We start from the raw sequence: 25,465 nt of genomic DNA on the forward strand, positions 1-25,465 counted from the left end.
CACGACGTCGGCGCTGGTGCTTCAGCACCCGTGTCCGCCACAACAGAGGCCGGGTCCGCAACATTCCCGAACCTTTACCCCAGTGACCCGACCCACTTCACCACGGCATCAGTGATGATCGCCACGGCCGCGTCCTGATCGAGCGGCGCCCGCTTGGGCACGGCGAAGCCGTGATCGCCGTAGGCCACCTCGACCAGCTCGAAGTCCCCGTCCGGGAACTCCTCCGGCTTCCCGAAGGGGTCGTTGCCGCCCTGCACGACCAGGGTCGGCACCCCGGACCCGAGCAGCTCCTCGGCGCGGGACTTCTCGGGCTTGCCCGGCGGGTGCAGGGGGAAGCTGAGCGCGAGGACGGCGTGCGCGCCGAGTCCGACGGCCGTACGGCAGGCCACGCGGGCGCCGGCGCTGCGGCCGCCGGAGATCACGGGCAGTCCGGGCGCGGCGAGCGCGGGCCACAGGCCCCGCCAGCCGACGTCCAGCGTCTTCGGCGCGGGCGCCACCTTCTTGCCGGCCACCCGCCAGGGCTGCTCGACGAGGGCGACGGTCACACCGTGGGCGGGCAGGACCGCGGCGAGCGCCACGAGGTCGCGCGCCCCGATGCCGCCGCCGGCGCCGTGGCTCGCGGCCACGACCAGGCGCGGCTTCCTCGCCGGGTGCCAGGTGATGCGGGCGTCCCCCGCATCCGTACCGATGATCTCGGTCGTCACGTCAGACTTGGTCGTCACGTCAGAAAAGTGTGCCCTCTTCGGGCCCGTCCAGCTCCTTCAGCAGCTCCGGGCCGTTGTTGCGGACGTTGCTGACCAGGGTGGAGACGGGGTAGGCGCGCATCAGCCCGGCGGGCGGCGGGGTGAGCAGGGTGCGCAGTTCCTCGGGGTCCTTGCGGGACGGGTCGAGCCAGGCGTCCCAGCGGTCCGGCGTCAGCATCAGCGGCATCCGGGGGTGGATCTCGGCGAGCGTGTGCGGGCCCTCCTCGGGTGCGACGGCCAGCGGGGTCGTCTCGGCCTCCGTGGTGATGACGGAGCAGGTGACCCACCAGGCCTGCGGGTGCTCGTCGGGCAGGGTGGAGTCCCGCCAGAACTCGTAGAGCCCGGCCATCGCGAACACCGAGCCGTCGGCGGGCAGCACGAAGTACGGCTGCTTGCGCGGCCGCTTCCGCTTCCCCTCGACCTCCAGGTCCCGCTCCTGCCGGCCGGTGACCCATTCGTAGTAGCCGTCGGCGGGGATGATGCAGCGCCGGGAGGTGAACGCCCGCCGGTACGACGGCTTCTCGTGCACCGTCTCCGCGCGTGCGTTGATCATCTTGAAGGCGCTCTCGGGGGTCTTGGACCAGCTGGGCACCAGACCCCACTTCAGCTTGCGCAGCTGCCGGACCGGTCGCGGGTCTTCCGCGTCCTTCAAGGGGCGGTCGAGGACGACGTGGACCTCCTTGGTCGGAGCCACGTTGTAGTCCGCCTCGAGGGTCTCCTCGGGCTCCCACTTCTCGATCTCGAAGATTCCTGCGAGATCCTCGGCTCCACGACTGGCCGCATACCGTCCGCACATCTGCACTCACCCCTCCGAGCTGACGTTCAAGAGTGGCAGACCGCTCCCGCACGAGCCACGGCGCTCCGCCGTCGGTCAGCCCGTCCGGTCTTCCGCTGTGAGGTGTGCGGCGAAGAAGCCGTCGATGCGCCGCCAGGCGTCGGCGGCGGACTCCGGGTGCGGCCCGATCCCGGCGACACGCATCAGCGGACGCAGCGCGCGCGGCCCGACCTCGGCGTCGTTGAGGAAGGAGTGCCCGGCCTCCGGGTACTCCTTGACATCGTGGACGACGGCGAGCCGGTCGAGCGCCGCCTCCAGCCTGGGGGCCACGCCGCGCAGCGTCCGGTCGCGGGCTCCGTAGCTCGCGACGACGGGGCAGGAGCCGTCGAGCGCTGCGTCGAGATCCTTCGGCGGACGGCCGTAGTTGACGGAAGCGGCGTCGAACTCCCCGTCGCTCACGGCCAGGAGAGCGAAGGAACCGCCCATGCAGAAGCCGATGATGCCGATCCGTCCGGTGCAGCCGGGATCCTGGGCGAGGCGGGTGCGGGCGGCCCCGATGTCGCGGAAGGCACGGCCGTGTCCGGTCAGGGCGGCCCGGAAGGTCGGCACCAGGCAGCGCACGGCCCCTCCGTCGGTGAACAGGTCCGGCATCAGCACGAGGTACCCGGCGTTCGCCAGCCGCTCCGTCTGCCGGTGCATCACGTCATTGACGCCCAGCGCCTCATGCACCACGACGACACCGGGCCAGGGCCCCGGCCCGGCGGGCCGGGTCAGATGGCCGGTGAGCCGACGGGAGCCACCGCGGGCGGCGCTGAGCTCGCTGAGATCGACGATGCTGGTCGTGGCGGGCATACGGTCCTCCGGACGCGGGGACGGGACGGCCGTCGCGCAGCCTACGGCGCGATGTACGGCCGGACGTTCTCGCGGAAGTCCCTGGGCCGCACTTCGTTGTAGTACTTGTCCGCGTCCTCGCCCTTCGAGGTGAGCATGTACACCGGGCACTCGTCGGACCTGGCCTCCCCCGTGTGCTGGTACAGCTCTTCGCCGGTGCGCGCCTCGACGACCTTCAGGCGGTACGAGGTGTTGTACGTACGTACCTTGAACGGTTTGCCGCCGTCGCCCTCCATGTCGCACACCTTGCCGGTCGCGGTCGCCTTGGTGCGCTCCACGCAGACGACCAGTTCGGCCTCGGCCGGCTTGTCCGAGTAGCCGAGGAACCAGCCCTTCGGGAAGTCGCCGGCGGACGGTTCGGACTGCGACCAGTCGTCGCCGGGCTTGTTCATGAGCATCGCCGGGTGCACGGTCTTCTTCGTGCGGTCGTAGGCGGGCAGCCCCGGGTAGCCGAGCCCGTCCGTGCACACCCGCTCCAGGTCCTGGGCGAACGCCGGTACGTCCGGTCCGTCCGGTGCCGAGCCCGCCGACGGCGATCCGCCGGTGTCCCCTCCCGTACCGGCGGTGAGCGACGAGCACCCGCACAGCGCCACGCCCAGAAGCCCGGCGGTGATCCATCTGACGCCACGCGGCGTGGAAGACATCTCGGCAACCCCCGATCGAAGAAAGAACAGCAGGCAGGGCATGTCCCCCGAGCCATGCCCTGTCCCCCGTGCCCTGCTGGAGGAAAGCGTGCCGCCCACCGGGGGTCCCGTACATCGGGGAAGAACCCCCATGTAGTGGTGCGGCCACCGTGACTCGTGGGTACTACGCTGTGCGGGCTCGAAGGAGTATTCGACGGGTGCCGGCGGGGGACATCCCGGAAGAGGGCGCAGGGGGCCTGAGTGTCGTCGTTGTCGTCATCGGCACTGGTCGGCAGAGAACCGGAGCGGGATCTTCTGACCGCGGCGGTGGCATCGGCGGGCGAGGGGCGGGGCTCGTCGGTGTTCGTGCTGGGCGAGCCGGGCATCGGCAAGTCGCGCCTCGTCGAGGAGACCGCGGCCGCCGCCGCACGCTCCGGATGGCGGGTGCTGCGCGGGCGGGCCGCGTCCGCCGGGCGGGCGGTGCCGCTGCGACCGCTGGCGGAGGCCGTGTTCTCCGGGCTGCGCGGCGAAGGGGCACCCGAAGGCGGTGACCTGGGCCCCTACGAGCCGCTGCTGTCGCGGCTGTGCGGGCTGGCGCCGCAGGACGGTGCGCCGCTGGTGGGCTACGCCGAGGCGGTGCTGCGCCTCCTGGGTGCCCTCGGACGCTCCGGCGGCTGTGTCCTGGTGCTGGAGGACCTGCACGACGCGGACGCCGACACGCTCACCATCGTCGACTACCTCACGGACAACCTCCCCGGCCGGCGGGCCGTTCTGCTGGCCACCCTGCGCGGTGGGCCCGGTCCCGCCCTCGACCTCGCCGAGGCCGCCGCGTCCCGCCGTACGGCCCGTACCGTGCGCCTCGCCGGCCTCGGCCCCGCGCACACCGCTGAACTGGCGGCCCGCTGTCTGGGCCACGACGACGCGGGCAGGGTACCGGCAGCCGTACTGGAGCGGCTGCACGCCGTGTCCGAGGGTGTCCCCTTCGTCGTGGAGGAGATGCTGACCGCGATGGTCGACAGCGGCAGCCTCGTGCGGGGGCAGGGCGGCGGCTGGACGGTGACCGGCTCGCTGGACGCCGGCGTGCCCAGGACGGTCGCCGCCGCCGTTCTCCAGCGCGTGGACCACCTGGAACCGCCGGGCGTGGCACTTCTGGAAGCGGCGGCCGTCCTGGGCAGACGCTTCCCCGTGGACATCGCCGCCCGCGTCGCCGGCCTCGACCGGACGACGGCGCTCCGCCAGCTGCGGCAGGCGGCACACGCCCATCTGGTCACCGACGGCGCCACCGCGGAGGAGCCCGGCTGGCACTCCTTCCGTCACGCCCTGACCGCCGACGCCATCACCCACCGGCTGCTGCCCGCGGAACGCGCGGCGCTCTGCCTCGCCGCCGCCGACGCGATCGAGTCGGCCGGTGCGATCGAGCCCGCCACCGCGATCGAGCCCGCCGACGCGACGGGTCACCGGCCGCGGGGCACCGGCCGGCCTGCCCGGCAGGCCGGGGACGACGGCCGGGCAGGACCTCCTGGCCAGCAGGCCGGAGACGACGGCCAGGCGGGACCTCCTGCCCGACACCGGCAGGCCAGGGACGACGGCCAGGCAGGACCTCCTGGCCAGCAGGCCGGAGACGACGGCCAGGCGGGACGTCCTGCCCGACACCGGCAGGCCAGGGACGACGGCCAGGCAGGACCCCCTGGCCAGCAGGCCGGAGACGACGGCCAGGCGGGACCTCCTGCCCGGCGGGCCGGGAAGCCCGGTGGTCCGGTCGGCGGTGACCCCGGCGACGACCTGTACCGCTTGGCCGCGGAGCTGTACGTCGCCGGTGGGCAGCGGGCCCGGGCGGCCGTACTGCTCACCCGAGCCGGCCGGCAGGCGGTCCTGCGGGGTGCTCTGCTGACCGCGGTGGAACTCCTCGACCGGGGCCTGGAGCTGACCGCCGACGCGGCGCACGCCCCGCCCGAGGCCCTGGCCGGACTGCTGGAGGAACTCCTTGGAACGCTCGTCCTCACGGGCGACGTCCGGCGCGTCCCGGAACTCGGCGACCGGCTGGACCATGTCCTGTCCTCGTGGGGTGCGCCGCCCGCCCGCCGCGCCGCGGGTTTCCTGATCCGGGCCAGGGCCGCGGCCACCGCACAGCAGTGGGAGGAGGGCCTGACCTCCGTACGGCGGGCACGGGAGTTGCTAGGCGCCGAGCCGGACCCGGCGTCCCGCGCCGCCCTGGACTCGGTCGCCGCGCACCTGGTGCTCAACTCGCAGCGCCCGGACCGGCTGGAGAGCGCCAGGGCCCTGGCCGAAGGGGCCGTGGCGACCGCCGAGGCGGTCGGGCTGCCGGAGGTGAGCTGCAAGGCGCTGAACATGCTGGGGTACTGCCTGCGGCCGCTGGATCTGGACGGGACGGAGAAGGTGTTCGCACGTCTGGTGGCCACGGCCGACGCCCATGCGCTGCCGGTCTGGCGGATACGCGGCCTGCTGGAGCTCGGTGTACTGGACCGGATCAGGATCACCGGGACCGATCGGCTGCTGGCCGCGCGGAGGGCGGCCGAGGAGACCGGTGCCGTGCTCATGACGGCCTGGGCCGACATGCATCTGGCGCAGGCCCATGTGCTGCGCGACGAGCACGATCAGGCCCTGGAGGCCGCCCGGCGACTGCGGACGACGGCCCGCAGACTGCGGCTGGACGAGGTGCAGCTGATCGGCATCGGGGTGGACGCCATCATCGCCGCCTCCCGTGGCGAGCGGGAGAAGCTCCAGGCCGCGCTGCACGCCATGGAGAGCGCACTGGCCGGACGGAGCGCCGGAGCCCTCTGGGGCTACGCCGACACCTCCGTGTGGGGCTGGGCCCAGGGCATCTGCTCCCTGCTGCGGGAGGAACCCGACCGTGCGCTGGCCGAGTTCACCGAGGCGGACCGGGCCATGCGCGCCCTGCCCAGCACCCGCGGGGTCACCGGATTCCTGGGCCCGTACCTGCTCCTGCGTACCGTGCGGGGCGCGGCCGGCTGGGCGGAGCTGGACGGGGCCGTCGCGGACCGGCTCAGCCAGGTCCACTGGGACCGGCCCTTCGCGGGGTGGGCCCGGGCCGTGCTGCTGGGCCGTGAAGGCCGCGCCGGAGAGGCCGCCAAGGCGGCCGAGGAGGCACTGGCCGGGACCGACGCCATCCCCCTGGCCCGTCACCTGTGTCTGCGCCTGGGCGCCTCCGCGGCGCTCGCCGACGGCTGGGGGCACCCGGTGGAGTGGCTGTGCGCCGCCGAGCAGTTCTTCCACGACCGGGGCACGACACGGGTGTCGGCGGCCTGCCGCGCCCTGCTGCGGGAAGCCGGCTCTCCCGTTCCCCGCCGCCGCCAGGGCCACGACACGATTCCGCGGGAACTGCGTCGGGCGGGGGTGACCGCGCGGGAGTACGAGGTGCTGCGTCTGCTCGGCCGGGGGCTCGGCAACCAGGAGATCGCCGAGCACCTCTTCCTCTCGCCCCGGACCGTCGAGAAGCACCTCGCAAGTCTCAGGAACCGCACGGACCGCAGCGGCCGGGCCGCTCTGATCGCCCTGGCACGCCGGTACACCGACGGGCACTGACCCGTACTCCCCTACTCCCCGTACTCCCCGGAGCATTCCCGACCTCCGCGCTGTGACCTGCGCGTTCGCCGCCAGGAACGTTCGCCGCCGAGTCTGCGTCTCAACCAGCGCCCAGGCACGCGTGCCAGACTGCCAGCTTCCATCCGACCCCAAGGGAGCCAAAGCCTTACATGGACAGCACCGCATCCGCCTCGCTCGCCTCCCTCTGGGACGAGGTCGCCGGCACCCAGCCCGACCCGGACCTGTGGGTGGTGATCGCCACCCTGGTCGCCGCGCTCGTCGTGGTCGTCCCGCACGGCCTGTGGCGTCTGTCACGCAACGCCATCACGATCGCCCACGAGGGCGGCCACGGCCTGATCGCGCTGCTGACCGGCCGGACCCTGACCGGCATACGCCTGCACTCCGACACCAGCGGCCTCACCGTCAGCCGGGGCAAGCCGCACGGCATCGGCATGATCCTCACCGCGGCCGCGGGCTACACGGCGCCCCCGCTGCTGGGCCTGGGCGGCGCGGCACTGCTGGCCGCGGGCCGTATCACCCTGCTGCTGTGGCTGGCGACGATCCTGCTGGTGGCGATGCTGGTGATGATCCGCAACGCGTACGGCGCGCTGACGGTGTTCCTCACGGGCGGCACGTTCGTGGTGGTCTCGTGGCTCGCGGGACCCCAGATCCAGGCGGCGTTCGCGTACACCGTCGTCTGGTTCCTCCTCGTGGGCGGAGTGCGGCCCGCCTTCGAACTGCAGGCGAAGAGGTCGCGGGGCGGCGCGGGCGACTCGGACGCGGACCAGCTGTCCCGGCTGACGCACGTGCCGGCGGGATTGTGGCTGTTCCTGTTCCACGCGGTGTCGTTGTGTTCCCTGATAGGTGGGGGAAGGTGGCTCCTGGAGCTGTGACGCGTCCCGAAGGGGCGCAGGTCACAGGGGCGCGGGGAACTGCGCGACCGGCCCCCACGGCGCCGCACCCGAACGACCGCCTCCTTATAAAGTGAACCCATGGCCCAAAACCCCGCCGCACACCCCGCCCTCTGGCCCGCCCCCCACGCGAGCGGACCCGTCGACGCGACGGTCCACGTGCCGGGGTCCAAGTCGGTCACCAACCGCGCCCTGGTCCTCGCCGCCCTGGCGAGCGAGCCCGGCTGGCTGCGCCGCCCGCTGCGCTCCCGCGACACCCTGCTGATGGCGGGCGCCCTGCGCACCATGGGCGTCGGCATCGAGGAGGGCGTCGGCCCCGAGGGCACCGGTGAGGCGTGGCGTGTGCTCCCGGCGGGCCTGCGCGGCCCGGCCACGGTCGACGTCGGCAACGCCGGCACGGTGATGCGTTTCCTGCCGCCGGTCGCCGCGCTGGCCGACGGCCCCGTCCGCTTCGACGGCGACCCCCGCTCCTACGAGCGTCCCCTGCACGGAGTGATCGACGCCCTGCGCGCCCTCGGTGCCCGGATCGACGACGACGGCCGGGGCGCGCTGCCGCTCACCGTGCACGGCGGGGGTGCGCTGGAGGGCGGCACGGTGGAGATCGACGCCTCGTCGTCGTCCCAGTTCGTGTCCGCGCTGCTGCTGTCGGGCCCGCGTTTCAACCAGGGCGTCGAGGTCCGGCACACGGGCTCCTCGCTGCCCTCCATGCCGCACATCCGCATGACCGTCGACATGCTGCGGGCCGTCGGCGCCCAGGTGGACACCCCGGAGTCGGGCGGCGAGCCGAACGTCTGGCGGGTCACGCCGGGCGCCCTGCTGGGCCGTGATCTGACCATCGAGCCGGACCTGTCCAACGCCCAGCCGTTCCTGGCCGCCGCGCTGGTGACCGGCGGCAAGGTGCTCATCCCGGACTGGCCGGCCCGCACCACCCAGCCCGGTGACCGGCTGCGTGAGATCTTCACCGAGATGGGCGGTTCCTGCGAACTCACCGAATACGGGCTCGTGTTCACCGGTTCGGGTGCCATCCACGGCATCGATGTGGACCTGGGCGAGGTCGGCGAACTCACCCCGGGCATCGCGGCCGTGGCGGCCCTCGCGGACTCCCCCTCCACCCTGCGCGGGGTCGCGCACCTGCGGCTGCACGAGACGGACCGGCTGGCCGCGCTCACCAAGGAGATCAACGAACTCGGCGGTGACGTGACCGAGACCGCCGACGGCCTGCACATCCGCCCGCGCCGGCTGCACGGCGGCGTCTTCCACACCTACGAGGACCACCGTATGGCGACGGCCGGCGCGATCATCGGCCTCGCCGTGGACGGGGTGCGGATCGAGAACGTGGCGACGACGGCGAAGACCTTGCCGGACTTCCCCGAGCTGTGGACCGGGATGCTCGGGGCGTAGGGACACCGCCATGCGCCGCTACGGCAAGCACACCGACGAGGACGACATCCGCACCCGCCCCGGCCGCCGGAACACCCGGCCCCGGACGAACATCCGCCCCAAGCACGAGGACGCCGCCGAGGGCATGGTCCTCACCGTCGACCGGGGAAGGCTCACCTGTCTCGTCGACGACCGGGTCGTGATGGCGATGAAGGCCCGCGAACTCGGCCGCAAGGCCGCGGTGGTCGGGGACCGGGTGGCGCTGGTCGGCGATCTGTCCGGCAAGAAGGACACCCTCGCGCGCATCGTGCGGATCGAGGAGCGCAGTTCGGTGCTGCGCCGTACCGCCGACGACGACGATCCGTTCGAGCGGGTGGTGGTCGCCAACGCCGACCAACTCGCCATCGTCACCGCCCTCGCCGACCCCGAGCCGCGGCCCCGGCTGATCGACCGCTGTCTGGTGGCGGCGTTCGACGGAGGACTCGAACCGCTGCTGGTGCTGACCAAGTCGGATCTGGCTTCGCCGGACGAACTCCTGGACCTGTACGGGGCGTTGGACATCCCCTATGTCGTCACCAGCCGTGCCGAACTGGAGACCGGTAACGCCGCGGACCGGGTGCGCGAGCAACTGGACGGCCGTGTCACGGCGTTCGTCGGGCACTCCGGCGTCGGCAAGACGACGCTGGTGAACGCGCTGGTGCCGCGAGACCGCCGGCGTTCGACGGGACATGTGAACGCGGTGACGGGACGCGGCCGGCACACCACGACGTCGGCACTGGCCCTGCCGTTGCCGGAGCGGGAGGGCTGGGTGATCGACACCCCCGGGGTGCGGTCGTTCGGACTGGCCCACATCGATCCCTCGCGTGTGATCCACGCGTTTCCCGACCTGGAATCGGGAACCGAGGGCTGTCCGCGTGCGTGCAGTCATGACGAACCGGACTGCGCGCTGGACGACTGGGTCGCCCAGGGGCACGCCGATCCCGCGCGGCTGTACTCCCTGCGACGGCTGCTGGCCACGCGTGAGCGCAAGGAAGGCGACTGAGGAAGGCGATTGACCTTCGCGTTGTTTGTCTTCCTGTGAGTCCGGTAAAGGCATAATCGCACCGAGCCGGATCCAAGCCTGACGAAGCGGTCACAGTACGTGGGGATACGGGAGGACAGCACATGGCGTGGCTGCTGGTCATCGTGGCGGGGCTGCTCGAAACCGGCTTCGCCGTCTGTCTGAAGCTGTCGCACGGATTCACCCGGCTCTGGCCGACCGTCGCCTTCTGCATCTTCGCCCTGGGCAGCTTCGGATTGCTGACGCTCTCGCTGCGCAAGCTCGACGTCGGGCCGGCGTACGCGGTGTGGACGGGGATCGGCGCGGCGGGCACGGCGATCTACGGGATGATCTTCCTCGGGGACATCGTGTCGACGTTGAAGATCGTGTCGATCAGTCTGGTGATCGTGGGGGTCGTCGGCCTGCAACTGTCCGGATCGGCGCACTGAGGCCCGTCCGTCCCGCGGGGTCAGCCCGGCAACTGCCGGTACAGCGCGCTGCGTACGAGATCGGCGACACCTCCCTCGCCGGGTGGGGCGGCGACGCAGGACAGGGCCAGCCGCACGACGAGTTCGCAGGAGCGGGCCAGATCGGCGGTGTCGTGCTTGTTGTTGCCGGGCCCGGCCAGTACCGACACGGCGCGGTCGCGCACGATCCCCACGAAGTCCCCGGGTGACGGCAGGGGTCCGTCGGCACGGCGCTGTGCCGGGACCGCCGAGGAGGAGGGGACGGCGGACAGGGTCGGCGAGGGCAGGCGTTCGCTCCAGCAGCCGGTGAGCATGGCGCGTACGAGGGCGTTGTCCCGGGCGAGACCGGCGGTCCACTCCGCGGCGGCGGTGAGGCGGTCGCGGGCGTCGCTGGGGGTGGCGAGGGCGCGGTCGACGCCGGCGAGGTAGCCGTCGGCCTCCCTCCGCACCAGCGCACGCGCGAGCCCTTCCTTGCTTCCGAACTCGTTGTACAGCGTCTGCCGGGACACTCCGGCCGCCGCGGCGACGTCCACCATCCGCACGGCGGACCACGGCCGGCGCGCCAGCGCCGTGTAAGCGGCGTCCAGCAGGGATTCCCGCGCTGCAGGCATCATCGCCTCCCGGAGACGAGCGGCTCTGCGCCCAGATTTGACGCGCACCGGGTCACTGTCAAGGGTTCGCGAAGGCGTGCGGGGGCGCCATTCGGCCGGGGTGCGCGGGGTTTCGAGGGGCGTACCGGCCCAATACACCTCGGCCACGCCGCCAACCGTGGGCAACCCGCCCATGAGCCCCCGGCCTAGTAGCCCCAGCCCGACCACGGCAGATAGCGTTCGTCCCATGCCGGACTACCTCGACGATCTTCGCCTCGCCCACGTCCTCGCGGACGCCGCCGACGCCACCACCATGGACCGATTCAAGGCCCTCGACCTCAAGGTCGAGACGAAGCCGGACATGACCCCGGTGAGCGAGGCCGACAAGGGCGCCGAGGAGCTGATCCGGAGCCAGTTGCAGCGCGCCCGCCCCAGAGACGCGATCCTCGGCGAGGAATACGGCGTCGAGGGCACCGGGCCCCGCCGCTGGGTGATCGATCCGATCGACGGCACCAAGAACTACGTGCGCGGCGTCCCCGTGTGGGCCACCCTGATCTCGCTGATGGAGGCCGTGGAGGGCGGGTTCCAGCCGGTGGTCGGTCTGGTGTCAGCGCCCGCGCTCGGCCGGCGCTGGTGGGCCGCCAAGGGGCACGGCGCCTTCGCCGGCCGCAGCCTGTCGTCGGCGTCCCGGCTGCACGTCTCCCGGGTCTCGACGCTGGCGGACGCCTCGTTCGCGTACTCCTCGCTCGGCGGCTGGGAGGAGCGGGGCCGGCTGAACGGTTTCCTCGATCTGACGCGCGAGGTGTGGCGCACGCGCGCGTACGGCGACTTCTGGCCGTACATGATGGTCGCCGAGGGTTCGGTGGACATCTGCGCCGAGCCGGAGCTCTCGCTGTGGGACATGGCCGCCAACGCGATCATCGTGACGGAGGCGGGCGGCTCCTTCACCGGACTCGACGGCCGCCCCGGCCCGCACAGCGGCAACGCGGCCGCCTCGAACGGCCTGCTGCACGACGAGCTCCTGGGCTACCTCAACGAGCGCTACTGAACGCCCCCTTGTTGACCCCCTCTTTACCTGTCACTCTGAGAGTCCCCCCACTTGTGAATTTGTGAATCCATGAACTATCGGTGCGGGGGCACTTCAGGAGGTGGCTCCATCCATGCTCGTACGTGACGCCATGAGCACCGTGGTCCTCACCATCGGCCCCACCCACACCCTTCGCCAGGCCGCCGCACTCATGTCCACCCGCCGGGTCGGCGCGGCCGTGGTCCACGATCCCGACGCGGGCGGTATCGGCATCCTCACCGAACGCGACATCCTGATCTCCGTCGGCCTCGGGCAGAGCCCGGACACCGAACACGCCCACGACCACACCACCACCGACGTCGTGTTCGCCGCGCCGTCCTGGACCCTGGAGGAGGCGGCCCGCGCCATGGCACACGGTGGCTTCCGGCATCTGATCGTCCTGGATCACGAGGAGCCCGTGGGCATCGTCTCGGTCCGCGACATCATCCGCTGCTGGGCACCCGTACGACAGCACGTGCCCGCCTGAGCACGCACGACGGGCCGGGTCCCGGAAGGAACCCGGCCCGTCCGCCACGGCAGGCGATCCAGTGCCGGTGTCAGCCGCGCAGGTCCTGGACCGCGGCCTCCAGCCGCTTGCCGAAGTCGTCGTCCGCCCGGCGGAAGTTGTCGATCGCCCGCTCGACGATGTCCTCGCGCGAGACCGGCGCCATGGCACCCGCCAGGTTGGCGATCAGGCGCTCCTTCTCGTCCTGCGACATCAGGCGGTAGAGGTTGCCCGCCTGCACGAAGTCGTCGTCCTCGGCGTGGACGGGCGCCTCGTGGTTGCCGGTGCCGGCGGTGAAGCCGGTGAACGGCTGCCACAGCGGACGGTCCGTCTGGGCCGGGCCGCCGAAGCTGTTCGGCTCGTAGTTCTTCGCCCCGCCATGGCGGCCGTCGTAGAGGAAGCCGTCACGGGAGTTGGTGCGCGCCTCGGTGGCGTGCGGGCGGTTCACCGGCAGGTGGTCGGCGTTGATGCCGACGCGGTAGCGGTGCGCGTCGCCGTAGGCGAACAGGCGGCCCTGGAGCATCTTGTCGGGCGACGGACCGATACCCGGCACGAAGTGAGCGGGGCTGAAGATGCTCTGCTCGACCTCGGCGAAGACGTTCCGCGGATTGCGGTTGAGCTCCAGCCGGCCGATCTCGATCGGCGGGTAGTCCTCGTGCGGCCACACCTTGGTGAGGTCGAACGGGTTGAAGCGGTACGTCGCCGCGTCCGCCGCCGGCATGATCTGCACCTGCACGGTCCAGCTCGGGAACTCCCCGCGCTCGATGGCCTGACGCAGATCGCGCTGGTGGGAGTCGGGGTCCTCACCGGCGAGCCTGTTGGCCTCCTCCTGCGTGAGATTGCGGATCCCCTGGTCGGTCTTGAAGTGGTACTTGACCCAGAAGACCTCGCCGGCCTCGTTGTTCCACTGGTAGGTGTGCGAGCCGTAGCCGTTCATGTGGCGGTAGGACGCCGGGATGCCGCGGTCGCCGAACAGCCAGGTCACCTGGTGCGTGGCCTCGGGGCTCAGGCTCCAGAAGTCCCAGACGTTGTCCGCCTCCTGGCTGCCCGTGTACGGGTCGCGCTTCTGGGTGTGGATGAAGTCGGGGAACTTGATGGCGTCCTTGATGAAGAAGACCGGGGTGTTGTTGCCGACGAGGTCGTAGTTGCCCTCCTCGGTGTAGAACTTCAGCGCCCAGCCGCGCGGGTCGCGGACGGCGTCGGCCGCGCCGAGGTTGCCGGCCACCGTCGAGAAGCGCAGGAACGTCTCCGTCTGCTTGCCGACCTCGGAGAGGAAGGCGGCGCGCGTGTACGGGGTGAGATCGGCGGTCACGGTGAAGGTGCCGTAGGCCCCGGCACCGCGCGCGTGCACCACACGCTCCGGGATGCGCTCCCGGTTGAAGTGGGCGAGCTTCTCCAGCAGGAGCTGGTCCTGGACGAGGACCGGGCCGCCGATGCCCGCGGTCTCGCTGTTCTGGTTGTCGGCGACCGGAGCACCGGCCTCCGTCGTGAGCGGTCCCTGGGTCACGTGCGCCTCCTGCGTCGGTTCGAACAACTCCGGCCACTCCTGTCCACTGACCAAAGTCGAACTCCACCCTATCTTGGACTTTGTCTAAGTCAAGCCGAGCTCCAAAGTCACATCCATTCGGAACCTGGTCCTTATGCTGTTAAGGTGTCCTCATGAGCGACCTTCTGGAACGGCTGCGCGGACGCGGATGGCGGATGACCGCGCAGCGGCGCGTCGTGGCCGAGGTTCTCGCCGGCGATCACGTCCACCTGACGGCGGACGAGGTGCACGCGCGGGCCGTCGCCAAGCTGCCCGAGATCTCCCGGGCGACCGTCTACAACACGCTGGGCGAGCTGGTCACCCTCGGCGAGGTCCTTGAGGTCTCCACGGACAAGCGCGCCAAGCGGTACGACCCGAACGCCCACCGGCCCCACCACCACCTGGTCTGCGCCCAGTGCGGCTCCATCCGGGACGTCCACCCCACGGGCAACCCGATGGCCGACCTCCCCGCTTCCGAGCGCTTCGGCTTCACGGTCTCGGACGTCGAGGTGACGTACCGCGGCATCTGCCCGAACTGCGCGAAGGCCTAGTCGCCCACCTCCTGAGCCCCGGCACCGATGAGTGCCGGGGCTTTGCGCTGCCCCGGTGGAGGCGGGCGGGGTTTCGGAATCTGACGGGTCGTCATATGGTCAACGACACCCACACGTCCGTTCCGCACTCCGCGAGGAGACCGAAGTGGGAGAGCCGTATCCCAAACTCAGAGCGAACGACCTGACACGCACCTTCGGCCGAACCCCCCACACGGTCGATGCCCTCGGCCCCCTCGATCTGACCGTCGCCCACGGCGAGTTCGTCTGTGTCGTGGGCCCGTCCGGCTGCGGCAAGTCGACCCTCCTGCGGATCGCCGCGGGCCTGCTCCGCCCCAGCACCGGAACCCTGGAGATCCGCGCCACGAGCCCGCGCCCGGCCGCCATGATCTTCCAGGACTACGGCATCTACGACTGGAAGTCCGTCCGCGCCAACGTCCGCTTCGGCCTGGACATCCAGCGCGTCCCGCGCCGCGAAGCGAACGCCCGCACCGACGACTGGCTGGCCCGCATGGGCCTGTCGGACTTCGCGGACGCCTATCCGGCGGCCCTCTCCGGTGGCATGCGCCAGCGCGTCGCGATCGCCCGAGCCCTGGCGGTGGAGCCCGAACTCCTTCTGATGGACGAGCCCTTCGCGGCCCTGGACGCCCAGCTGCGCACGATCCTCCAGGACGAACTCCTCGACATCACCCAGTCCCTGAGGACGACCACGCTCTTCATCACCCACAGCCTGGAGGAGGCCATCGTCCTCGGCGACCGCGTCCTGGTCATGTCCGCCCGGCCGGGCCGGATCATCGCCGAGCACCGGCCGCCCTTCCCGCGACCGCGCACCGGCGACATCCGCGCCACACCCGAGTTCACCGCCCTGAAGAGCGAGCTGTGGGACCTGCTGCGGAAGGAGGCCGTACCGGCATGACGACGCTCACGAAGCCGCCCGCCGAGTCGGTCCTGATCCGCCGCCCGGGCCCGCACGAACTCCATCCCGCCCGCACCCACCGCCGCAGGCGGGCACTGGAGCTGTCCCTGGCACTCGCCGTGCCCGTCGCCCTGCTCCTGCTGTGGCAACTGGCCGCGTCCCGCGCCTGGATCGACGACCGGGTCTACCCGGCCCCGTCCACGATCCTCGCCGACGGCTGGGACCGGGCCGCGGCCGGCGAGCTGTGGCCGGACGTGTGGGCGACGCTGAAGCGCGTCCTGGCGGGCTACGCGGCGGGCACGGCGGCGGGATACGCCCTGGGCCTGCTGATGGGTTCCCTGTCCCTGGTACGGGCGGCGCTGGAGCCTCTCCTCGACGCGCTGTACGTCGTACCGAAGCTGGCCCTGCTGCCGGTCTTCCTGAACATGTTCGGCCTGGGCGAGGGCCCGCAGGTGGCCCTGGTGGCGGCGACGGTGTTCTTCTTCGTGTGGATCTCGACCATGTCGGCGGTGATGTCCATCCCGTCCGGTCACCGTGACGCCGGCCAGGTCTTCGGCGCCTCGCACCGGCAGATGTTCCGCCATGTCCTCCTCCCGGCGTCGCTCCCCGCCGTCCTGGTGGGCGCGCGGATCGCGGCGGGCGTGGCGGTGCTGGTCATCGTGGCCTCCGAGCAGATCGCCGCGACGAACGGCCTGGGCCATCTGATCTTCGACTCACGCGCGCTGTTCCAGAACGACGTCATGTTCGTCGGCATCGTCTGCGTGGCGGCCCTCGGAGTCCTCTTCTCCGAACTGATCCGCTTCGCCGGACGCCTGCTCACACCCTGGGCACCGAGGGACCGAGGAAGGGGCCAGTCATGAGACGAAGGCCACATGCGTACGGCGTCCTCCTCACCGCGGGGGCGCTGCTGGCGTCGGCGGCGTGCTCGTCGCCGTACGAGTCGGACTCCTCGCCGAAGGCGGCCGGAAACCGCACGATCCGCCCGGTCGACGGCTGCGGCACGAAGGCGTGGACGGACCCGGAGGACCTCTCCCCCGACCGCACACCGGCCCGCTGCCTGCCTGGCGCCCCTTCCCCGAATCCACTCCCCGAGCCCCGCAAGGTAACGATCGCGACGGGGACGCTGAGCGCGGAGTACGTGGCCCCGCTGCAAGTGGCGCTCGACAAGGGCGAGTTCAAGAAGGAGGGCCTCGACGTCACGCTGAAGGTCCTGCCGACCCCGGACGCGCTGCCCCTGCTGGCGAAGGGCGACATCGACGCGTTGTGGGCGGCCCCGGAGGCGGCCGTGATGAACGGCATCGAGGGCGGCTTCGACATCAAATGGGTCGCGGGGAACTTCTCTCCGGCCCAGAAGTCGAAGAGCGGCCTGTGGGTGCGCCTGAAGGAGGGCGAGAGCGCGAACCAGGTGGCGATGGCCGGCCGCAGGATGGGCACGATGATCGGCAAGGGCTCGGTCATCGCGTACCCCATGGAGAAGGCGCTGGAGAAACACGGCGGCGGCCTCGCCGACATCCAGTACCAGCAACTCGGCTCGGCCGACGTCCTCACGGCCCTGCAGAACGGCGGCGTCGACTCCGCGTGGCTCTTGGACCCGGTCTGGCGCGAGGTGGACGGCGAGCAGGGGTACGCCTTCCTGGGCGGCCAGCCGCGCGGCGAGCCCCTGGGCGGCATGCTCTACGGCCCCGCGCTCCTCCAGGACGACGTGGACGCCGGGGTGGCCCTTCTGAGGGCCTACATCCGCACGCTGAACTCGTACTTCGCCTCGGACTACAAGCAGGATGCGACCTTCGTCACCTATCTCGCCGAACTCCTCAAGGCGGAGGAGTCGATCCTCGAATCGACCCCGTCCCTGGTCATGGACTGGGAGATCCGCTCCGGCACGACGACCCGCCTCCAGGCGGCCTACGAGGCCCAGGGCGTGGCCGAGGGCACCCCGCTACCGGAGTCCCGGACGGTGAACCGTGCCCTGTACGAGGAGGCGGTGGGCCACCGGCCCTGACCCACCGGACCTGCGAAAACACCGAGGGCCGGGACCCTTTCGGATCCCGGCCCTCGGCCTTCAGTAGCGGGGACAGGATTTGAACCTGCGACCTCTGGGTTATGAGCCCAGCGAGCTACCGAGCTGCTCCACCCCGCGTCGGTGAACGCAACATTACGTCAAGGGCGAGGACAGAGGCAAATCGCTTTTCCGGCAGCTTTCCTTCAGGGCTGACCAGCACGTTTCAGGCTCGTCCCATTCAGCCCGTCCGGCGTTTGAGGACGAGGCCCGTTCAGGGCCGGAGCGGGGGTCTGGGGGCGGCAGCCCCCAGAGTCGGCCGGGGTCGAAGGGGCAGCGCCCCCTGGAGGACGGGACGGGTAGGGGCGGCGAGGGCGAGACCTGAGACGCCGGCCACAATGCCCCCGCACCCAGCACCACCCTCAGGCCGACAGCTCCTCCCGCAGAGCGTCCCGCAGCCGAGCCGCCCGCTCGGAAACCTCCGCCGGCCCCAGACTCACCGCCCGGTCGGCCCACCGCTTGCCCTCCGCCAGCTCGCCGCGACGCGCGTAGACCAGGGCGAGCCGCAAAGCCGACCGCCCGTGCCCGGCGTCGGCCGCCCGCGTCCACCACACCGCCGCCTCGGGCTCACTGCCCTCCCGGGCCAGCAGCAGCCCCAGATTGAACGCACCGTTGCGCGACCCGGCCTCGGCGGCCGTCCGGTACCACCGAGCCGCCTCCACCACGTCCCCGCGAGCCGCGGCCAGCATCCCGACCCGCACCTGTGCCCGCCGATGCCCCTGGGAGGCCGCCCGCTCGTACCACTCCTCGCACTCGGCCTTCTCCCGTACCGGCTCCCCCAGCTCGTGCGCGGGCTCCGGCGGCCGCCGCGCGTCCAGCACGGTCGCCAGCCGATACGCAGCCTCCGCGCTGCCGCCCCCGGCCGCGCACCGCAGATGCCGCTCCGCCGCGAGCTCGTCGCCGTCCCGCAGCCGGGCGATACCGACCTGCAGCGCGGCCTCCGTGTGCCCGGCGGCAGCGGCACGCTCGTACCAGCGCAGCCCGGCCCGCTCCTCGCCCCGCCCGGCGTACAGGATCCCGAGGTTGAACGCGGCGTCGACGCTCCCCGCCTCGGCGGCCTTGGAGAACCACGGCTCGGCACCGGTGGTGTCGCCGACCTGGAGCAGCAGGATCGCCAGCGCGTTCGCCGCCTCGCGGTGCCCGGCGTACGCCGCACGCCGGTACCACTGCTCGGCCTGCGCGGTACGGGCCTGCTCGGCGCAGAGCAGGCCGAGGTTGTACGCGCCGTTGACATCACCGGCGTCCATCGCGGCCCGGTACCACCGCTCGGCGGTCTGTGTCTCGCCGCGCTCGGCGTGCAGCGCGCCCAGCGCGTTCGCGGCGTTGCCGTCGCCGTCCTGCGCGGCCCGCAGCCACCACACGGCGGCGCTCTCGCTGTCCCCGGCGTCGCGCAGCAGGAAGCCGAGCGCACAGGCGGCGCGCGCCTCCCCGTCCTTGGCGGACGTCAGATACCAGCGCCCGGCCTCCTTGAGCTCCCCGCGCTTCTCCAGGATCGCCCCGAGGTGCAGCGCGGCCCGGCGGTGCCCGCGCGCGGCGGCCTGCCGGTACCACTGCTCGACCTCGTCCAGCACGGCCTCGTCCGGTTCGACACCGTTGTCGGCGCCGTCCTCGCCCGACCGTGTCACCTGCCGGTCGAGCGCGCGCGCCAGCCGGTACGCCGCCTCGCGGTGCCCGCGCTCGGCGGCGGCCCGCATCCACTGCTCGGCACGGTCGTCGCTGCGGTGCTCCAGCAGATCGGCGAGCGCGTACGCGCCGAGCGCGTGTCCCTGTTCGGCGGACTGCCGCAGCCAGTACTCGGCGGCGGGCTCGTCGCCCCGCTCACGGTGATGGCGTCCCAGCGCGTGCGCGGCCGCGGCCGACCCGGCGACGGCGGCGATCCGCCACCATCCGGCGGCCTCGTCGGCGTAGCCGCGCTGGTGCAGCAGCACTCCCAGATTGTTCGCGGCCGCCCGGTCCCCCACCGCGGTCGCGGCCCGCAGATGAGGCTCGGCCCCGTCGAGATCACCGCGGCGCAGCAGCATGGCCCCGACGACACTCATCGCCTCGACGTCGCCGGTCTCCGCGGCGAGCAACTGGCGCGCCTCCTCGGCGGCCTGTCCCGTCTCGTCCTGGTCGGCCGGCCGGTCGACGCCGAAGTCGCCCTCCGGTCGCACGAGCTCACCCACCGGCTGCGAGGCACCGTCCGTAGGACGCGGGGCATCGTTCTCCGGCTGCACGAAATCACCCGTCGACTGCACAAAGTCGGCAGGCTGCACAAACCGCCCTGTCTCCAACAGAGTTGCCTTGTCCCCCATAACGTCCATCGTCGCACCACCTGCAACCCGGGTACACCTGGTATACCGCAGCCCGTGAGGTCACTTCAGCGTTTTGTCGACATGCCCACAGAGAGACAAGTCAAACACAGTTCTGCCAACTCCCCACAGCGGCACGACCATCCCGGCACCCGGCACATGCGTTCGCACACCACGAAGGCCCGGATCCTTGGAGGATCCGGGCCTTCGCTGTCGTACGAAATGTTCGCCGACTTCAGTAGCGGGGACAGGATTTGAACCTGCGACCTCTGGGTTATGAGCCCAGCGAGCTACCGAGCTGCTCCACCCCGCGCCGTTGTGAAACAACCGTATCACGGCGCGGGGTGGGCTGTTCGATCAGTCCGCCCTCCCTAGGTTCCGGAGGGACTGCCGCTCGGTTTGGGACTCGCACTCGGGCTCGCGCTCGCGCCACCGCCGCTGCCCGCGCCGCCGCCGGTCTTGTCGGGCTGCGACTGCGCGTCCTCGGCGCGCCTGAGCGCGTCCTCCAGATCCTTCTGCGCCTTGCCGTACGCCTCCCAGTCGCCCTTCTTCAGGGCGTCCTGGCCGGCCTCGAAGGCCTTCTGAGCGTCGTCCAGCGCTTCTTGGACCGTCGGATTGTTGGACGTCGGCGGTGGTGTGGTGCCGCCGTCGTCGTCGCCCTCGTCCGGTGGCTGGGTGGTCGTGCCCTCCGCCCCGAAGACCTTGCTCAGGGCCTCGTCGAGGGTGTCCTCGAAGGCGGTGGTGCCGCCGTAGGACACCAACACCTTGCGCAGCAGCGGGTACTTGAGTCCACCACCGCGGACATAGACCGGCTCCACGTAGAGCAGTCCGCCGTCGAGCGGCACCGCGAGCAGGTTGCCGTACTCGACCTCGGAGTCGCCGCCTCTGAGGAGCCTGATGGTCTCGGCGATGTCCTGTTCGGAGTTGAACTGACTCTGGACCTGACTGGGACCGTTGACCGTGGTGTTGGTCGGCAGTTTCAGAATTCTGATCTTGCCGTAGTCACTGGTGCCCGCCTCGGCGTCGACCGCCATGAAGCCACTGAGGTTGTCCCGGCCGTTCGGCGTGAACGTCGTCGTCAGCGAGAACGCCTGCGCCGCCTGGTCGGGCATCTTCATGCTCAGGTAGTACGGCGGTGTCGCACTGCCCGACTTGTTGGTCGGGTCGTCCGGCACCTGCCAGACCTCGCTGCCGCTGAGGAACGTCGTGGCGTCCTTCACGTGGTAGCGGGTGAGCAGTTCACGCTGGACCTTGAACAGATCCTGCGGGTAGCGCAGATGATCCATCAGATCCTTGGAGATCTTGCTCTTGGACTCCACCGTGCCCGGGAAGGCCTTCATCCAGGTCTTCAGGACCGGGTCCTTGGTGTCCCACTGGTAGAGCTTGACCTCGCCGGTGTAGGCGTCGACCGTCGCCTTCACCGAGTTGCGGATGTAGTTGACCTGGTTCTGTTGGGCCACCACCGCGCGGTTGTCGTTGGTGGCGGTCAGCGAGTCGGCCGTGGTGTCACCGAGGGTCGTACGGGACGAGTACGGGTAGCCGTTCGTCGTCGTGTACGCGTCGACGATCCACTGGATGCGGTTGTTCACCACCGCCGGGTAGGCGTCGCCGTCGATGGTCAGCCACGGGGCGACCGCCTCGACGCGCTCCTTGGGCGTGCGGTTGTACAGGATGCGCGAACCGTCGCCGATCGCGCCCGAGTACAGGATCTGCGGCTCGCCGAACGCCACCGCGTACGCGGCCCGGTTGACCGGGTTGGAGAGGCTTACGCCGCTGTCGGCCTTGTAGCTGTAGGTCTTCTCGCCGCTGTCGTCGGAGTAGTCGATCTCCTTCTGGGGACCGCCGACGATCGAGTACATCGTGGTCTTCTCGCCGTAGTAGACCCGCTGCTCGTACGTCCCGAGGTCGCCCTTGGACGGCAGGTCGGACTCGGTGAAGTCCGGCCGGCCCTGGGAGTCGGCGCTGGTGCCCTCGGCGGCGACCACGCCGTAGCCGTGGGTGTAGCGGAAGTGGTCGTTGATCCAGTTCCGCTTCGGGATGCCGTTGAGGTTGATCTCACGCAGACCGATGACGGTGTCCTGGTCCTTGCCGTCCTTGGCGTACCGGTCGACGTCCAGGTTGGTCGGGAACGCGTAGTAGTTCCTGATCTGCTGGAGCTGCTGGAACGTGGGCGAGACGATGTTCGGGTCCAGGATGCGGATGCTCGCCGTGGCGTCGACGTCGTCGCGCAGCTTCGTCTTGTCCTCGGTCTTGCTGGTGCCCGGGTACTCGGTGACCTGGGTGCCGTCGATGCCGTACGCGTCGCGCGTCGCCTTGAGGTTCTTCTCGACGTACGGCGCTTCCTTGGCCTGCTCGTTGGGCTGGACCTGGAACTTCTGCACGATCGCCGGGTACAGGCCGCCGATGAGGATCGCGGAGAGCACCATCAGGCCGAAGCCGATGACGGGCAGCTGCCAGGTGCGCCGCCACAGGGTGGCGAAGAACAGCAGCGCGCAGATGACGGCGATGCAGAACAGGATCGTCTTGGCCGGCAGATAGGCGTTGGCGTCGACGTACCTGAGGCCGGTCCAGTTGTCGGTCGCCTTGAAGTCGCTGGACTTCACGGCCAGTCCGTACCGGTCGAGCCAGTACGCGACCGCCTTCAGGGCGACGAAGATGCCGATGAGGACCGACAGATGACCGGTGGCGGCGGCCGTGGCGCGCGCGCCCGGGCTGGTGATCCGCAGCCCGCCGTACAGGTAGTGGGTGAGCGCGGCGGCGATCACGGAGAGGATCGCGGCGGCGAAGCCGAAGCCGAGCAGGAACCGGTACCAGGGCAGGTCGAAGGCGTAGAAGCCGACGTCGAGGTGGAACTGGGGGTCCTTCTCACCGAAGGGGACGCCGTTGACCCACATCAGCCAGGTCCGCCACTGGCTGGAGGCGGAGGCGCCGGCGATCAGGCCGACGAGCGCGGTGATCGCGAGCAGCAGCCACTTCTTGTACGGCGCGATGCCCATGCGGTAGCGGTCGAGGCTCTGCTGCTCCATCGACATGGCGCTCAGCGGCGGACGCAGCCGGTGGGCCAGCCAGATGTTGAAGCCGACGGCGAGGGCCATCAACAGACCGAAGACGAAGAAGAGTCCGATCTTCGTCCACAGCGTGGTGGTGAACACCGAGGAGTAGTTCACCGACCGGTACCAGAGCCAGTCGGTCCAGAACCCCGCGAACATGGTGAAGGCCATGCCGAGGACGGCGAGTACGCCCAGTGTCATGAGCAGGGTCCGGACACGCCGGGACGGGCGTCCCACTCTGATCCGTGGCCCGGTCGGGCCTCCGCCGCGGTCCGGCATCTGGAAAGCCAAGGTTCGCACCCCGAAGTTCGCTGTTGGTCTTCGTCAGGCCCGCGTCTTCGTGGACCCCTCGTGGCCCCCCGTGATCGCGGGCCCACACCTATGCAACTTACTCACCGTTTACTCGGTTCCCGATTCCGGCCAGGAACGAGAGAGGATTGTGACCATGTCCAACACTCCCATGGCTGCGAACCCGCTGACCCGGGCCGTCCTCGAGATCGACGAGTACGCCTCCGGCCTCGGCTGGGACCAGCCCGCCCGCCTTTTCGCCCTCGTCGACACCGCACGGCTGCGAGTCCAGGAACCCGGCCTCGCCGCCCAGCTCGGCCTGGGGGACGAGGAGGAGTCCTCCGGCCTGACCCCGATCGAGCAGGACGAACTTCCAACGGGCAAGCAGCTCGACGAGTTCCTCGGCACCATCGCCTGGCCCGACGCGGTGGCCGGCTGCGCGCTCACGGTGGAGCGTCTGATGCTTCCACCGTCCGCCGAGGCGCAGGTCCCGCAGGGCCTGAGTGACGCCAAGCTCACGAAGTGGGTGGCGGAGCACCCGGACCGTCAGGAGGTCCGTATGACGGTCGCGGTCCTGCGCGACGGCACCCGCGAGTCGGCCCTGCGCCTGCGCGAGAAGGACACCCCGACGGAGGTCCTCACCGGCCCGGACCTGGTCCCGGGCCTGGCGGAAGCGCTGAAGGCGACCTTCGAGGACTGAGGTCCTCCGGTACGGCTTCCTGCTCTTCCGGTACTACGACGGCGGGGGCGCCCCTCGGTGTGAGGGGCGCCCCCGCCGTCGTACGGATGCCTGTTTCTCAGCCCTTGGTCGTGCACTTCGGCAGGTCGGCAGTTGCTCCGGAGCGGATGTCCTTCAGAGCGCCGAGGGCGTCGTCGATGGTGTCGACCTTGACGAGGGTGAGTCCGCCGGGCACGTCTCTGGCGGCGGTCGCGCAGTTGTCGGCGGGCGTCATGAAGTACCGGGCGCCCTTCTCGCGCGCGGCGATGGTCTTCATCTCGATGCCGCCGATGGGGCCGACCTTGCCGTCGTCGTCGATGGTGCCGGTGCCGGCCACGAACCTGCCGCCGGTGAGGCTGCCCGGGGTGAGCTTGTCGTAGAGGCCGAGCGAGAACATCAGGCCCGCGCTGGGGCCGCCGACGTCGGCGAGCTTGATGTCGATGCTGAACGGGAAGGTGTGGTCGGTCCCGGCGGAGATCCCGACGATGGCGCGCTTGTCGCCGGTGTCGGTGGACTCGGCGGTCCTGATGGTGACCTTCTCGGTCTTCGTCGGTGTCCGGCGCTCCTTCTCCGCGGCGGCCTGCTCCTTGGCGGGGACGATCGTGAAGACGACGTCCTGTCCGGGCTTGTGCTTGGTCACCAGCTCGGCGACGTCCCCGGGCTCCTTGATCGTCCTGCCGTCGACGGCCTTGATCACGTCACCGGCGTGCAGTTTGCCCTCGGCCGGGGTGCCCTTGACGACGGTGGAGACGATCACCCAGCTCTGCACGGGGATGTCCAGCGCCTTCAGGGCGGCGACCTTGGCGCTCTCCTGGGACTGGCTGAACTCCTCGGCGTTCTCCTGGGTGGACTGCTCCTCGGTCTTGCCGTCCGGGTAGAGGGTGTCGTGCGGCACGACCTTGTTGTCGTGCGCGAGCCAGCCGTAGACGGCCTCGACCAGGTTCATCTTGTAGTCGGCGCTGGTGACCCGGACCGTGGTCATGTTGAGATGCCCGCTCGTCGGGTAGGTCCTGCGCCCGGAGATCTGCAGCACCGGCTCACCGTCGTGATCGCCGAGGGTGTTGACGGTCGGCCCCGGGGACATCTCCGCGTACGGCACGGGAATGAACACTCCCGCGCACAGGAGCGCGATCAGCATCAAGGTGGAGGCGAGCATCGTCGCGGTGCGGCGTGGCATGCCAAGACAGTACGTGACGGTCCTGTCAGAGCCCCGTCAGGGCCGCGAACCCGACTTCGTGATCATGTGCTGGGCGATCATGCAGCGATCATGTGCGGGAGGAAGGCTTCTCCATGGCCGCGCGGAAGCGTGCGTAGCCGTCGAGCTCCGGGCCGTCGCCCCGCGCCTTGCGGGTCCGGTTGGCCCAACTGCCCCACAGGCCGGCGATGACCGCAGCCACGAGCGGAATCAGCAACCAGGCGAGCGCCGCCATGCCGTCCTCCCATCCCCAATGAGTGACCGACTGATCAGCAGATTAACCACTGGCACTGACAACGCTCACGCCAGGGGTGCGGTTACGCA

At 70.8% G+C, this 25,465-nt stretch carries 22 protein-coding genes and 2 tRNA genes; 12 read left to right on the top strand and 12 right to left on the bottom strand.

Translation table 11 applies throughout. From position 1 onward, the window contains the following. Window positions 1-74: 74 nt before the first annotated feature. The 4 genes from ACFPQ9_RS01120 to ACFPQ9_RS01135 all read right to left on the bottom strand — a co-directional run bounded on the left by ACFPQ9_RS01120 (window position 75) and on the right by ACFPQ9_RS01135 (window position 3,053). Complete coding sequence (locus tag ACFPQ9_RS01120) at window positions 75-704, bottom strand: alpha/beta hydrolase family protein (protein WP_380845198.1); 630 nt, start codon at window positions 702-704, stop codon at window positions 75-77. A 19-nt stretch (window positions 705-723) separates the two neighbouring features. Beyond that, window positions 724-1,539, bottom strand: a complete 816-nt coding sequence (locus ACFPQ9_RS01125; protein WP_380844964.1) for an SOS response-associated peptidase — start codon at window positions 1,537-1,539, stop codon at window positions 724-726. Between the two features lie 75 nt (window positions 1,540-1,614). Next, window positions 1,615-2,370: a dienelactone hydrolase family protein gene (locus ACFPQ9_RS01130; protein ID WP_380844967.1), complete on the bottom strand. Its 756-nt coding sequence runs from the start codon at window positions 2,368-2,370 to the stop codon at window positions 1,615-1,617. 41 nt (window positions 2,371-2,411) lie between these two features. After that, window positions 2,412-3,053, bottom strand: a complete 642-nt coding sequence (locus ACFPQ9_RS01135; protein WP_380844970.1) for a hypothetical protein — start codon at window positions 3,051-3,053, stop codon at window positions 2,412-2,414. 249 nt (window positions 3,054-3,302) lie between these two features. Here ACFPQ9_RS01135 and ACFPQ9_RS01140 point away from each other — a divergent pair, with 249 nt between their 5' ends. The 5 genes from ACFPQ9_RS01140 to ACFPQ9_RS01160 all read left to right on the top strand — a co-directional run bounded on the left by ACFPQ9_RS01140 (window position 3,303) and on the right by ACFPQ9_RS01160 (window position 10,375). Further along, complete coding sequence (locus ACFPQ9_RS01140; RefSeq protein ID WP_380844973.1) at window positions 3,303-6,596, top strand: helix-turn-helix transcriptional regulator; 3,294 nt, start codon at window positions 3,303-3,305, stop codon at window positions 6,594-6,596. 170 nt (window positions 6,597-6,766) lie between these two features. Then, window positions 6,767-7,489 carry a M50 family metallopeptidase gene (locus ACFPQ9_RS01145; protein WP_380844976.1) on the top strand — a complete coding sequence of 241 codons (723 nt, stop codon included), beginning with the start codon at window positions 6,767-6,769 and terminating at the stop codon, window positions 7,487-7,489. A gap of 99 nt (window positions 7,490-7,588) precedes the next feature. Beyond that, entirely contained in the window at window positions 7,589-8,908 is a 1,320-nt protein-coding gene (aroA, locus tag ACFPQ9_RS01150) for a 3-phosphoshikimate 1-carboxyvinyltransferase (protein ID WP_380844979.1), read from the top strand. Window positions 8,909-8,918: 10 nt separating this feature from the next. Then, the gene (rsgA, locus tag ACFPQ9_RS01155) at window positions 8,919-9,929 is read left to right on the top strand and encodes a ribosome small subunit-dependent GTPase A (protein WP_380844981.1); all 1,011 of its coding nucleotides are present in this window, start codon (window positions 8,919-8,921) and stop codon (window positions 9,927-9,929) included. A 122-nt stretch (window positions 9,930-10,051) separates the two neighbouring features. Then, window positions 10,052-10,375: a DMT family transporter gene (locus ACFPQ9_RS01160; protein ID WP_380844984.1), complete on the top strand. Its 324-nt coding sequence runs from the start codon at window positions 10,052-10,054 to the stop codon at window positions 10,373-10,375. A gap of 20 nt (window positions 10,376-10,395) precedes the next feature. Here ACFPQ9_RS01160 and ACFPQ9_RS01165 read toward each other — a convergent pair whose 3' ends face one another. Then, the gene (locus ACFPQ9_RS01165) at window positions 10,396-11,004 is read right to left on the bottom strand and encodes a TetR/AcrR family transcriptional regulator (protein WP_380844987.1); all 609 of its coding nucleotides are present in this window, start codon (window positions 11,002-11,004) and stop codon (window positions 10,396-10,398) included. A 226-nt stretch (window positions 11,005-11,230) separates the two neighbouring features. Here ACFPQ9_RS01165 and hisN point away from each other — a divergent pair, with 226 nt between their 5' ends. Further along, window positions 11,231-12,031, top strand: coding sequence for a histidinol-phosphatase (hisN, locus tag ACFPQ9_RS01170; protein ID WP_380844990.1), 801 nt, complete (start codon window positions 11,231-11,233; stop codon window positions 12,029-12,031). Window positions 12,032-12,143: 112 nt separating this feature from the next. Beyond that, the gene (locus tag ACFPQ9_RS01175; RefSeq protein WP_380844993.1) at window positions 12,144-12,536 is read left to right on the top strand and encodes a CBS domain-containing protein; all 393 of its coding nucleotides are present in this window, start codon (window positions 12,144-12,146) and stop codon (window positions 12,534-12,536) included. Window positions 12,537-12,606: 70 nt separating this feature from the next. On the opposite strand, the gene ACFPQ9_RS01180 is transcribed toward ACFPQ9_RS01175, so the two are convergent. Continuing rightward, window positions 12,607-14,061 carry a catalase gene (locus ACFPQ9_RS01180; protein WP_380844996.1) on the bottom strand — a complete coding sequence of 485 codons (1,455 nt, stop codon included), beginning with the start codon at window positions 14,059-14,061 and terminating at the stop codon, window positions 12,607-12,609. A gap of 152 nt (window positions 14,062-14,213) precedes the next feature. On the opposite strand from ACFPQ9_RS01180, the gene ACFPQ9_RS01185 reads away from it, so the two are divergent. From ACFPQ9_RS01185 to ACFPQ9_RS01200, 4 genes are all read left to right on the top strand, one after another. Then, the gene (locus ACFPQ9_RS01185) at window positions 14,214-14,630 is read left to right on the top strand and encodes a Fur family transcriptional regulator (protein WP_030949880.1); all 417 of its coding nucleotides are present in this window, start codon (window positions 14,214-14,216) and stop codon (window positions 14,628-14,630) included. A 145-nt stretch (window positions 14,631-14,775) separates the two neighbouring features. Further along, window positions 14,776-15,543 (top strand): ABC transporter ATP-binding protein, encoded by a 768-nt coding sequence (locus ACFPQ9_RS01190; protein ID WP_380844999.1) that lies wholly within the window; start codon window positions 14,776-14,778, stop codon window positions 15,541-15,543. After that, complete coding sequence (locus ACFPQ9_RS01195; protein WP_380845002.1) at window positions 15,540-16,403, top strand: ABC transporter permease; 864 nt, start codon at window positions 15,540-15,542, stop codon at window positions 16,401-16,403. The genes ACFPQ9_RS01190 and ACFPQ9_RS01195 overlap by 4 nt, the downstream gene beginning before the upstream one ends. Beyond that, window positions 16,400-17,542 carry an ABC transporter substrate-binding protein gene (locus tag ACFPQ9_RS01200; RefSeq protein WP_380845005.1) on the top strand — a complete coding sequence of 381 codons (1,143 nt, stop codon included), beginning with the start codon at window positions 16,400-16,402 and terminating at the stop codon, window positions 17,540-17,542. The genes ACFPQ9_RS01195 and ACFPQ9_RS01200 overlap by 4 nt, the downstream gene beginning before the upstream one ends. Window positions 17,543-17,606: 64 nt before the next feature. Here the strand turns inward: ACFPQ9_RS01200 and ACFPQ9_RS01205 are convergent. The 4 genes from ACFPQ9_RS01205 to ACFPQ9_RS01220 all read right to left on the bottom strand — a co-directional run bounded on the left by ACFPQ9_RS01205 (window position 17,607) and on the right by ACFPQ9_RS01220 (window position 23,219). Next, window positions 17,607-17,680, bottom strand: a tRNA-Met gene (locus tag ACFPQ9_RS01205). Window positions 17,681-17,961: 281 nt separating this feature from the next. Continuing rightward, window positions 17,962-19,902 (bottom strand): tetratricopeptide repeat protein, encoded by a 1,941-nt coding sequence (locus tag ACFPQ9_RS01210; RefSeq protein WP_380845008.1) that lies wholly within the window; start codon window positions 19,900-19,902, stop codon window positions 17,962-17,964. A gap of 227 nt (window positions 19,903-20,129) precedes the next feature. Next, window positions 20,130-20,203, bottom strand: a tRNA-Met gene (locus tag ACFPQ9_RS01215). Between the two features lie 58 nt (window positions 20,204-20,261). Continuing rightward, window positions 20,262-23,219 carry a UPF0182 family membrane protein gene (locus tag ACFPQ9_RS01220; protein WP_380845201.1) on the bottom strand — a complete coding sequence of 986 codons (2,958 nt, stop codon included), beginning with the start codon at window positions 23,217-23,219 and terminating at the stop codon, window positions 20,262-20,264. 166 nt (window positions 23,220-23,385) lie between these two features. Here ACFPQ9_RS01220 and ACFPQ9_RS01225 point away from each other — a divergent pair, with 166 nt between their 5' ends. Beyond that, complete coding sequence (locus ACFPQ9_RS01225; RefSeq protein ID WP_380845011.1) at window positions 23,386-23,928, top strand: PPA1309 family protein; 543 nt, start codon at window positions 23,386-23,388, stop codon at window positions 23,926-23,928. 97 nt (window positions 23,929-24,025) lie between these two features. Here ACFPQ9_RS01225 and ACFPQ9_RS01230 read toward each other — a convergent pair whose 3' ends face one another. Further along, complete coding sequence (locus ACFPQ9_RS01230; protein WP_380845014.1) at window positions 24,026-25,123, bottom strand: YlbL family protein; 1,098 nt, start codon at window positions 25,121-25,123, stop codon at window positions 24,026-24,028. An 88-nt stretch (window positions 25,124-25,211) separates the two neighbouring features. Further along, entirely contained in the window at window positions 25,212-25,376 is a 165-nt protein-coding gene (locus ACFPQ9_RS01235) for a hypothetical protein (protein WP_380845017.1), read from the bottom strand. Window positions 25,377-25,465 lie beyond the last annotated feature (89 nt).

Origin of the sequence: Streptomyces coerulescens (assembly GCF_042657965.1) — a bacterium.
Classification (GTDB): domain Bacteria; phylum Actinomycetota; class Actinomycetes; order Streptomycetales; family Streptomycetaceae; genus Streptomyces; species Streptomyces coerulescens.

Coding starts and splice junctions, on each gene's coding strand:
- hisN (WP_380844990.1), top strand. CDS start 11,231: ATGCCGGACTACCTCGACGATCTTCGCCTCGCCCACGTCCTCGCGGAC.
- ACFPQ9_RS01195 (WP_380845002.1), top strand. CDS start 15,540: ATGACGACGCTCACGAAGCCGCCCGCCGAGTCGGTCCTGATCCGCCGC.
- ACFPQ9_RS01210 (WP_380845008.1), bottom strand. CDS start 19,902: ATGGACGTTATGGGGGACAAGGCAACTCTGTTGGAGACAGGGCGGTTT.
- ACFPQ9_RS01225 (WP_380845011.1), top strand. CDS start 23,386: ATGTCCAACACTCCCATGGCTGCGAACCCGCTGACCCGGGCCGTCCTC.
- ACFPQ9_RS01130 (WP_380844967.1), bottom strand. CDS start 2,370: ATGCCCGCCACGACCAGCATCGTCGATCTCAGCGAGCTCAGCGCCGCC.
- aroA (WP_380844979.1), top strand. CDS start 7,589: ATGGCCCAAAACCCCGCCGCACACCCCGCCCTCTGGCCCGCCCCCCAC.
- ACFPQ9_RS01165 (WP_380844987.1), bottom strand. CDS start 11,004: ATGCCTGCAGCGCGGGAATCCCTGCTGGACGCCGCTTACACGGCGCTG.
- ACFPQ9_RS01220 (WP_380845201.1), bottom strand. CDS start 23,219: ATGCCGGACCGCGGCGGAGGCCCGACCGGGCCACGGATCAGAGTGGGA.
- ACFPQ9_RS01175 (WP_380844993.1), top strand. CDS start 12,144: ATGCTCGTACGTGACGCCATGAGCACCGTGGTCCTCACCATCGGCCCC.
- ACFPQ9_RS01230 (WP_380845014.1), bottom strand. CDS start 25,123: ATGCCACGCCGCACCGCGACGATGCTCGCCTCCACCTTGATGCTGATC.
- ACFPQ9_RS01185 (WP_030949880.1), top strand. CDS start 14,214: ATGAGCGACCTTCTGGAACGGCTGCGCGGACGCGGATGGCGGATGACC.
- ACFPQ9_RS01235 (WP_380845017.1), bottom strand. CDS start 25,376: ATGGCGGCGCTCGCCTGGTTGCTGATTCCGCTCGTGGCTGCGGTCATC.
- ACFPQ9_RS01125 (WP_380844964.1), bottom strand. CDS start 1,539: ATGTGCGGACGGTATGCGGCCAGTCGTGGAGCCGAGGATCTCGCAGGA.
- ACFPQ9_RS01160 (WP_380844984.1), top strand. CDS start 10,052: ATGGCGTGGCTGCTGGTCATCGTGGCGGGGCTGCTCGAAACCGGCTTC.
- ACFPQ9_RS01135 (WP_380844970.1), bottom strand. CDS start 3,053: ATGTCTTCCACGCCGCGTGGCGTCAGATGGATCACCGCCGGGCTTCTG.
- ACFPQ9_RS01145 (WP_380844976.1), top strand. CDS start 6,767: ATGGACAGCACCGCATCCGCCTCGCTCGCCTCCCTCTGGGACGAGGTC.
- rsgA (WP_380844981.1), top strand. CDS start 8,919: ATGCGCCGCTACGGCAAGCACACCGACGAGGACGACATCCGCACCCGC.
- ACFPQ9_RS01200 (WP_380845005.1), top strand. CDS start 16,400: ATGAGACGAAGGCCACATGCGTACGGCGTCCTCCTCACCGCGGGGGCG.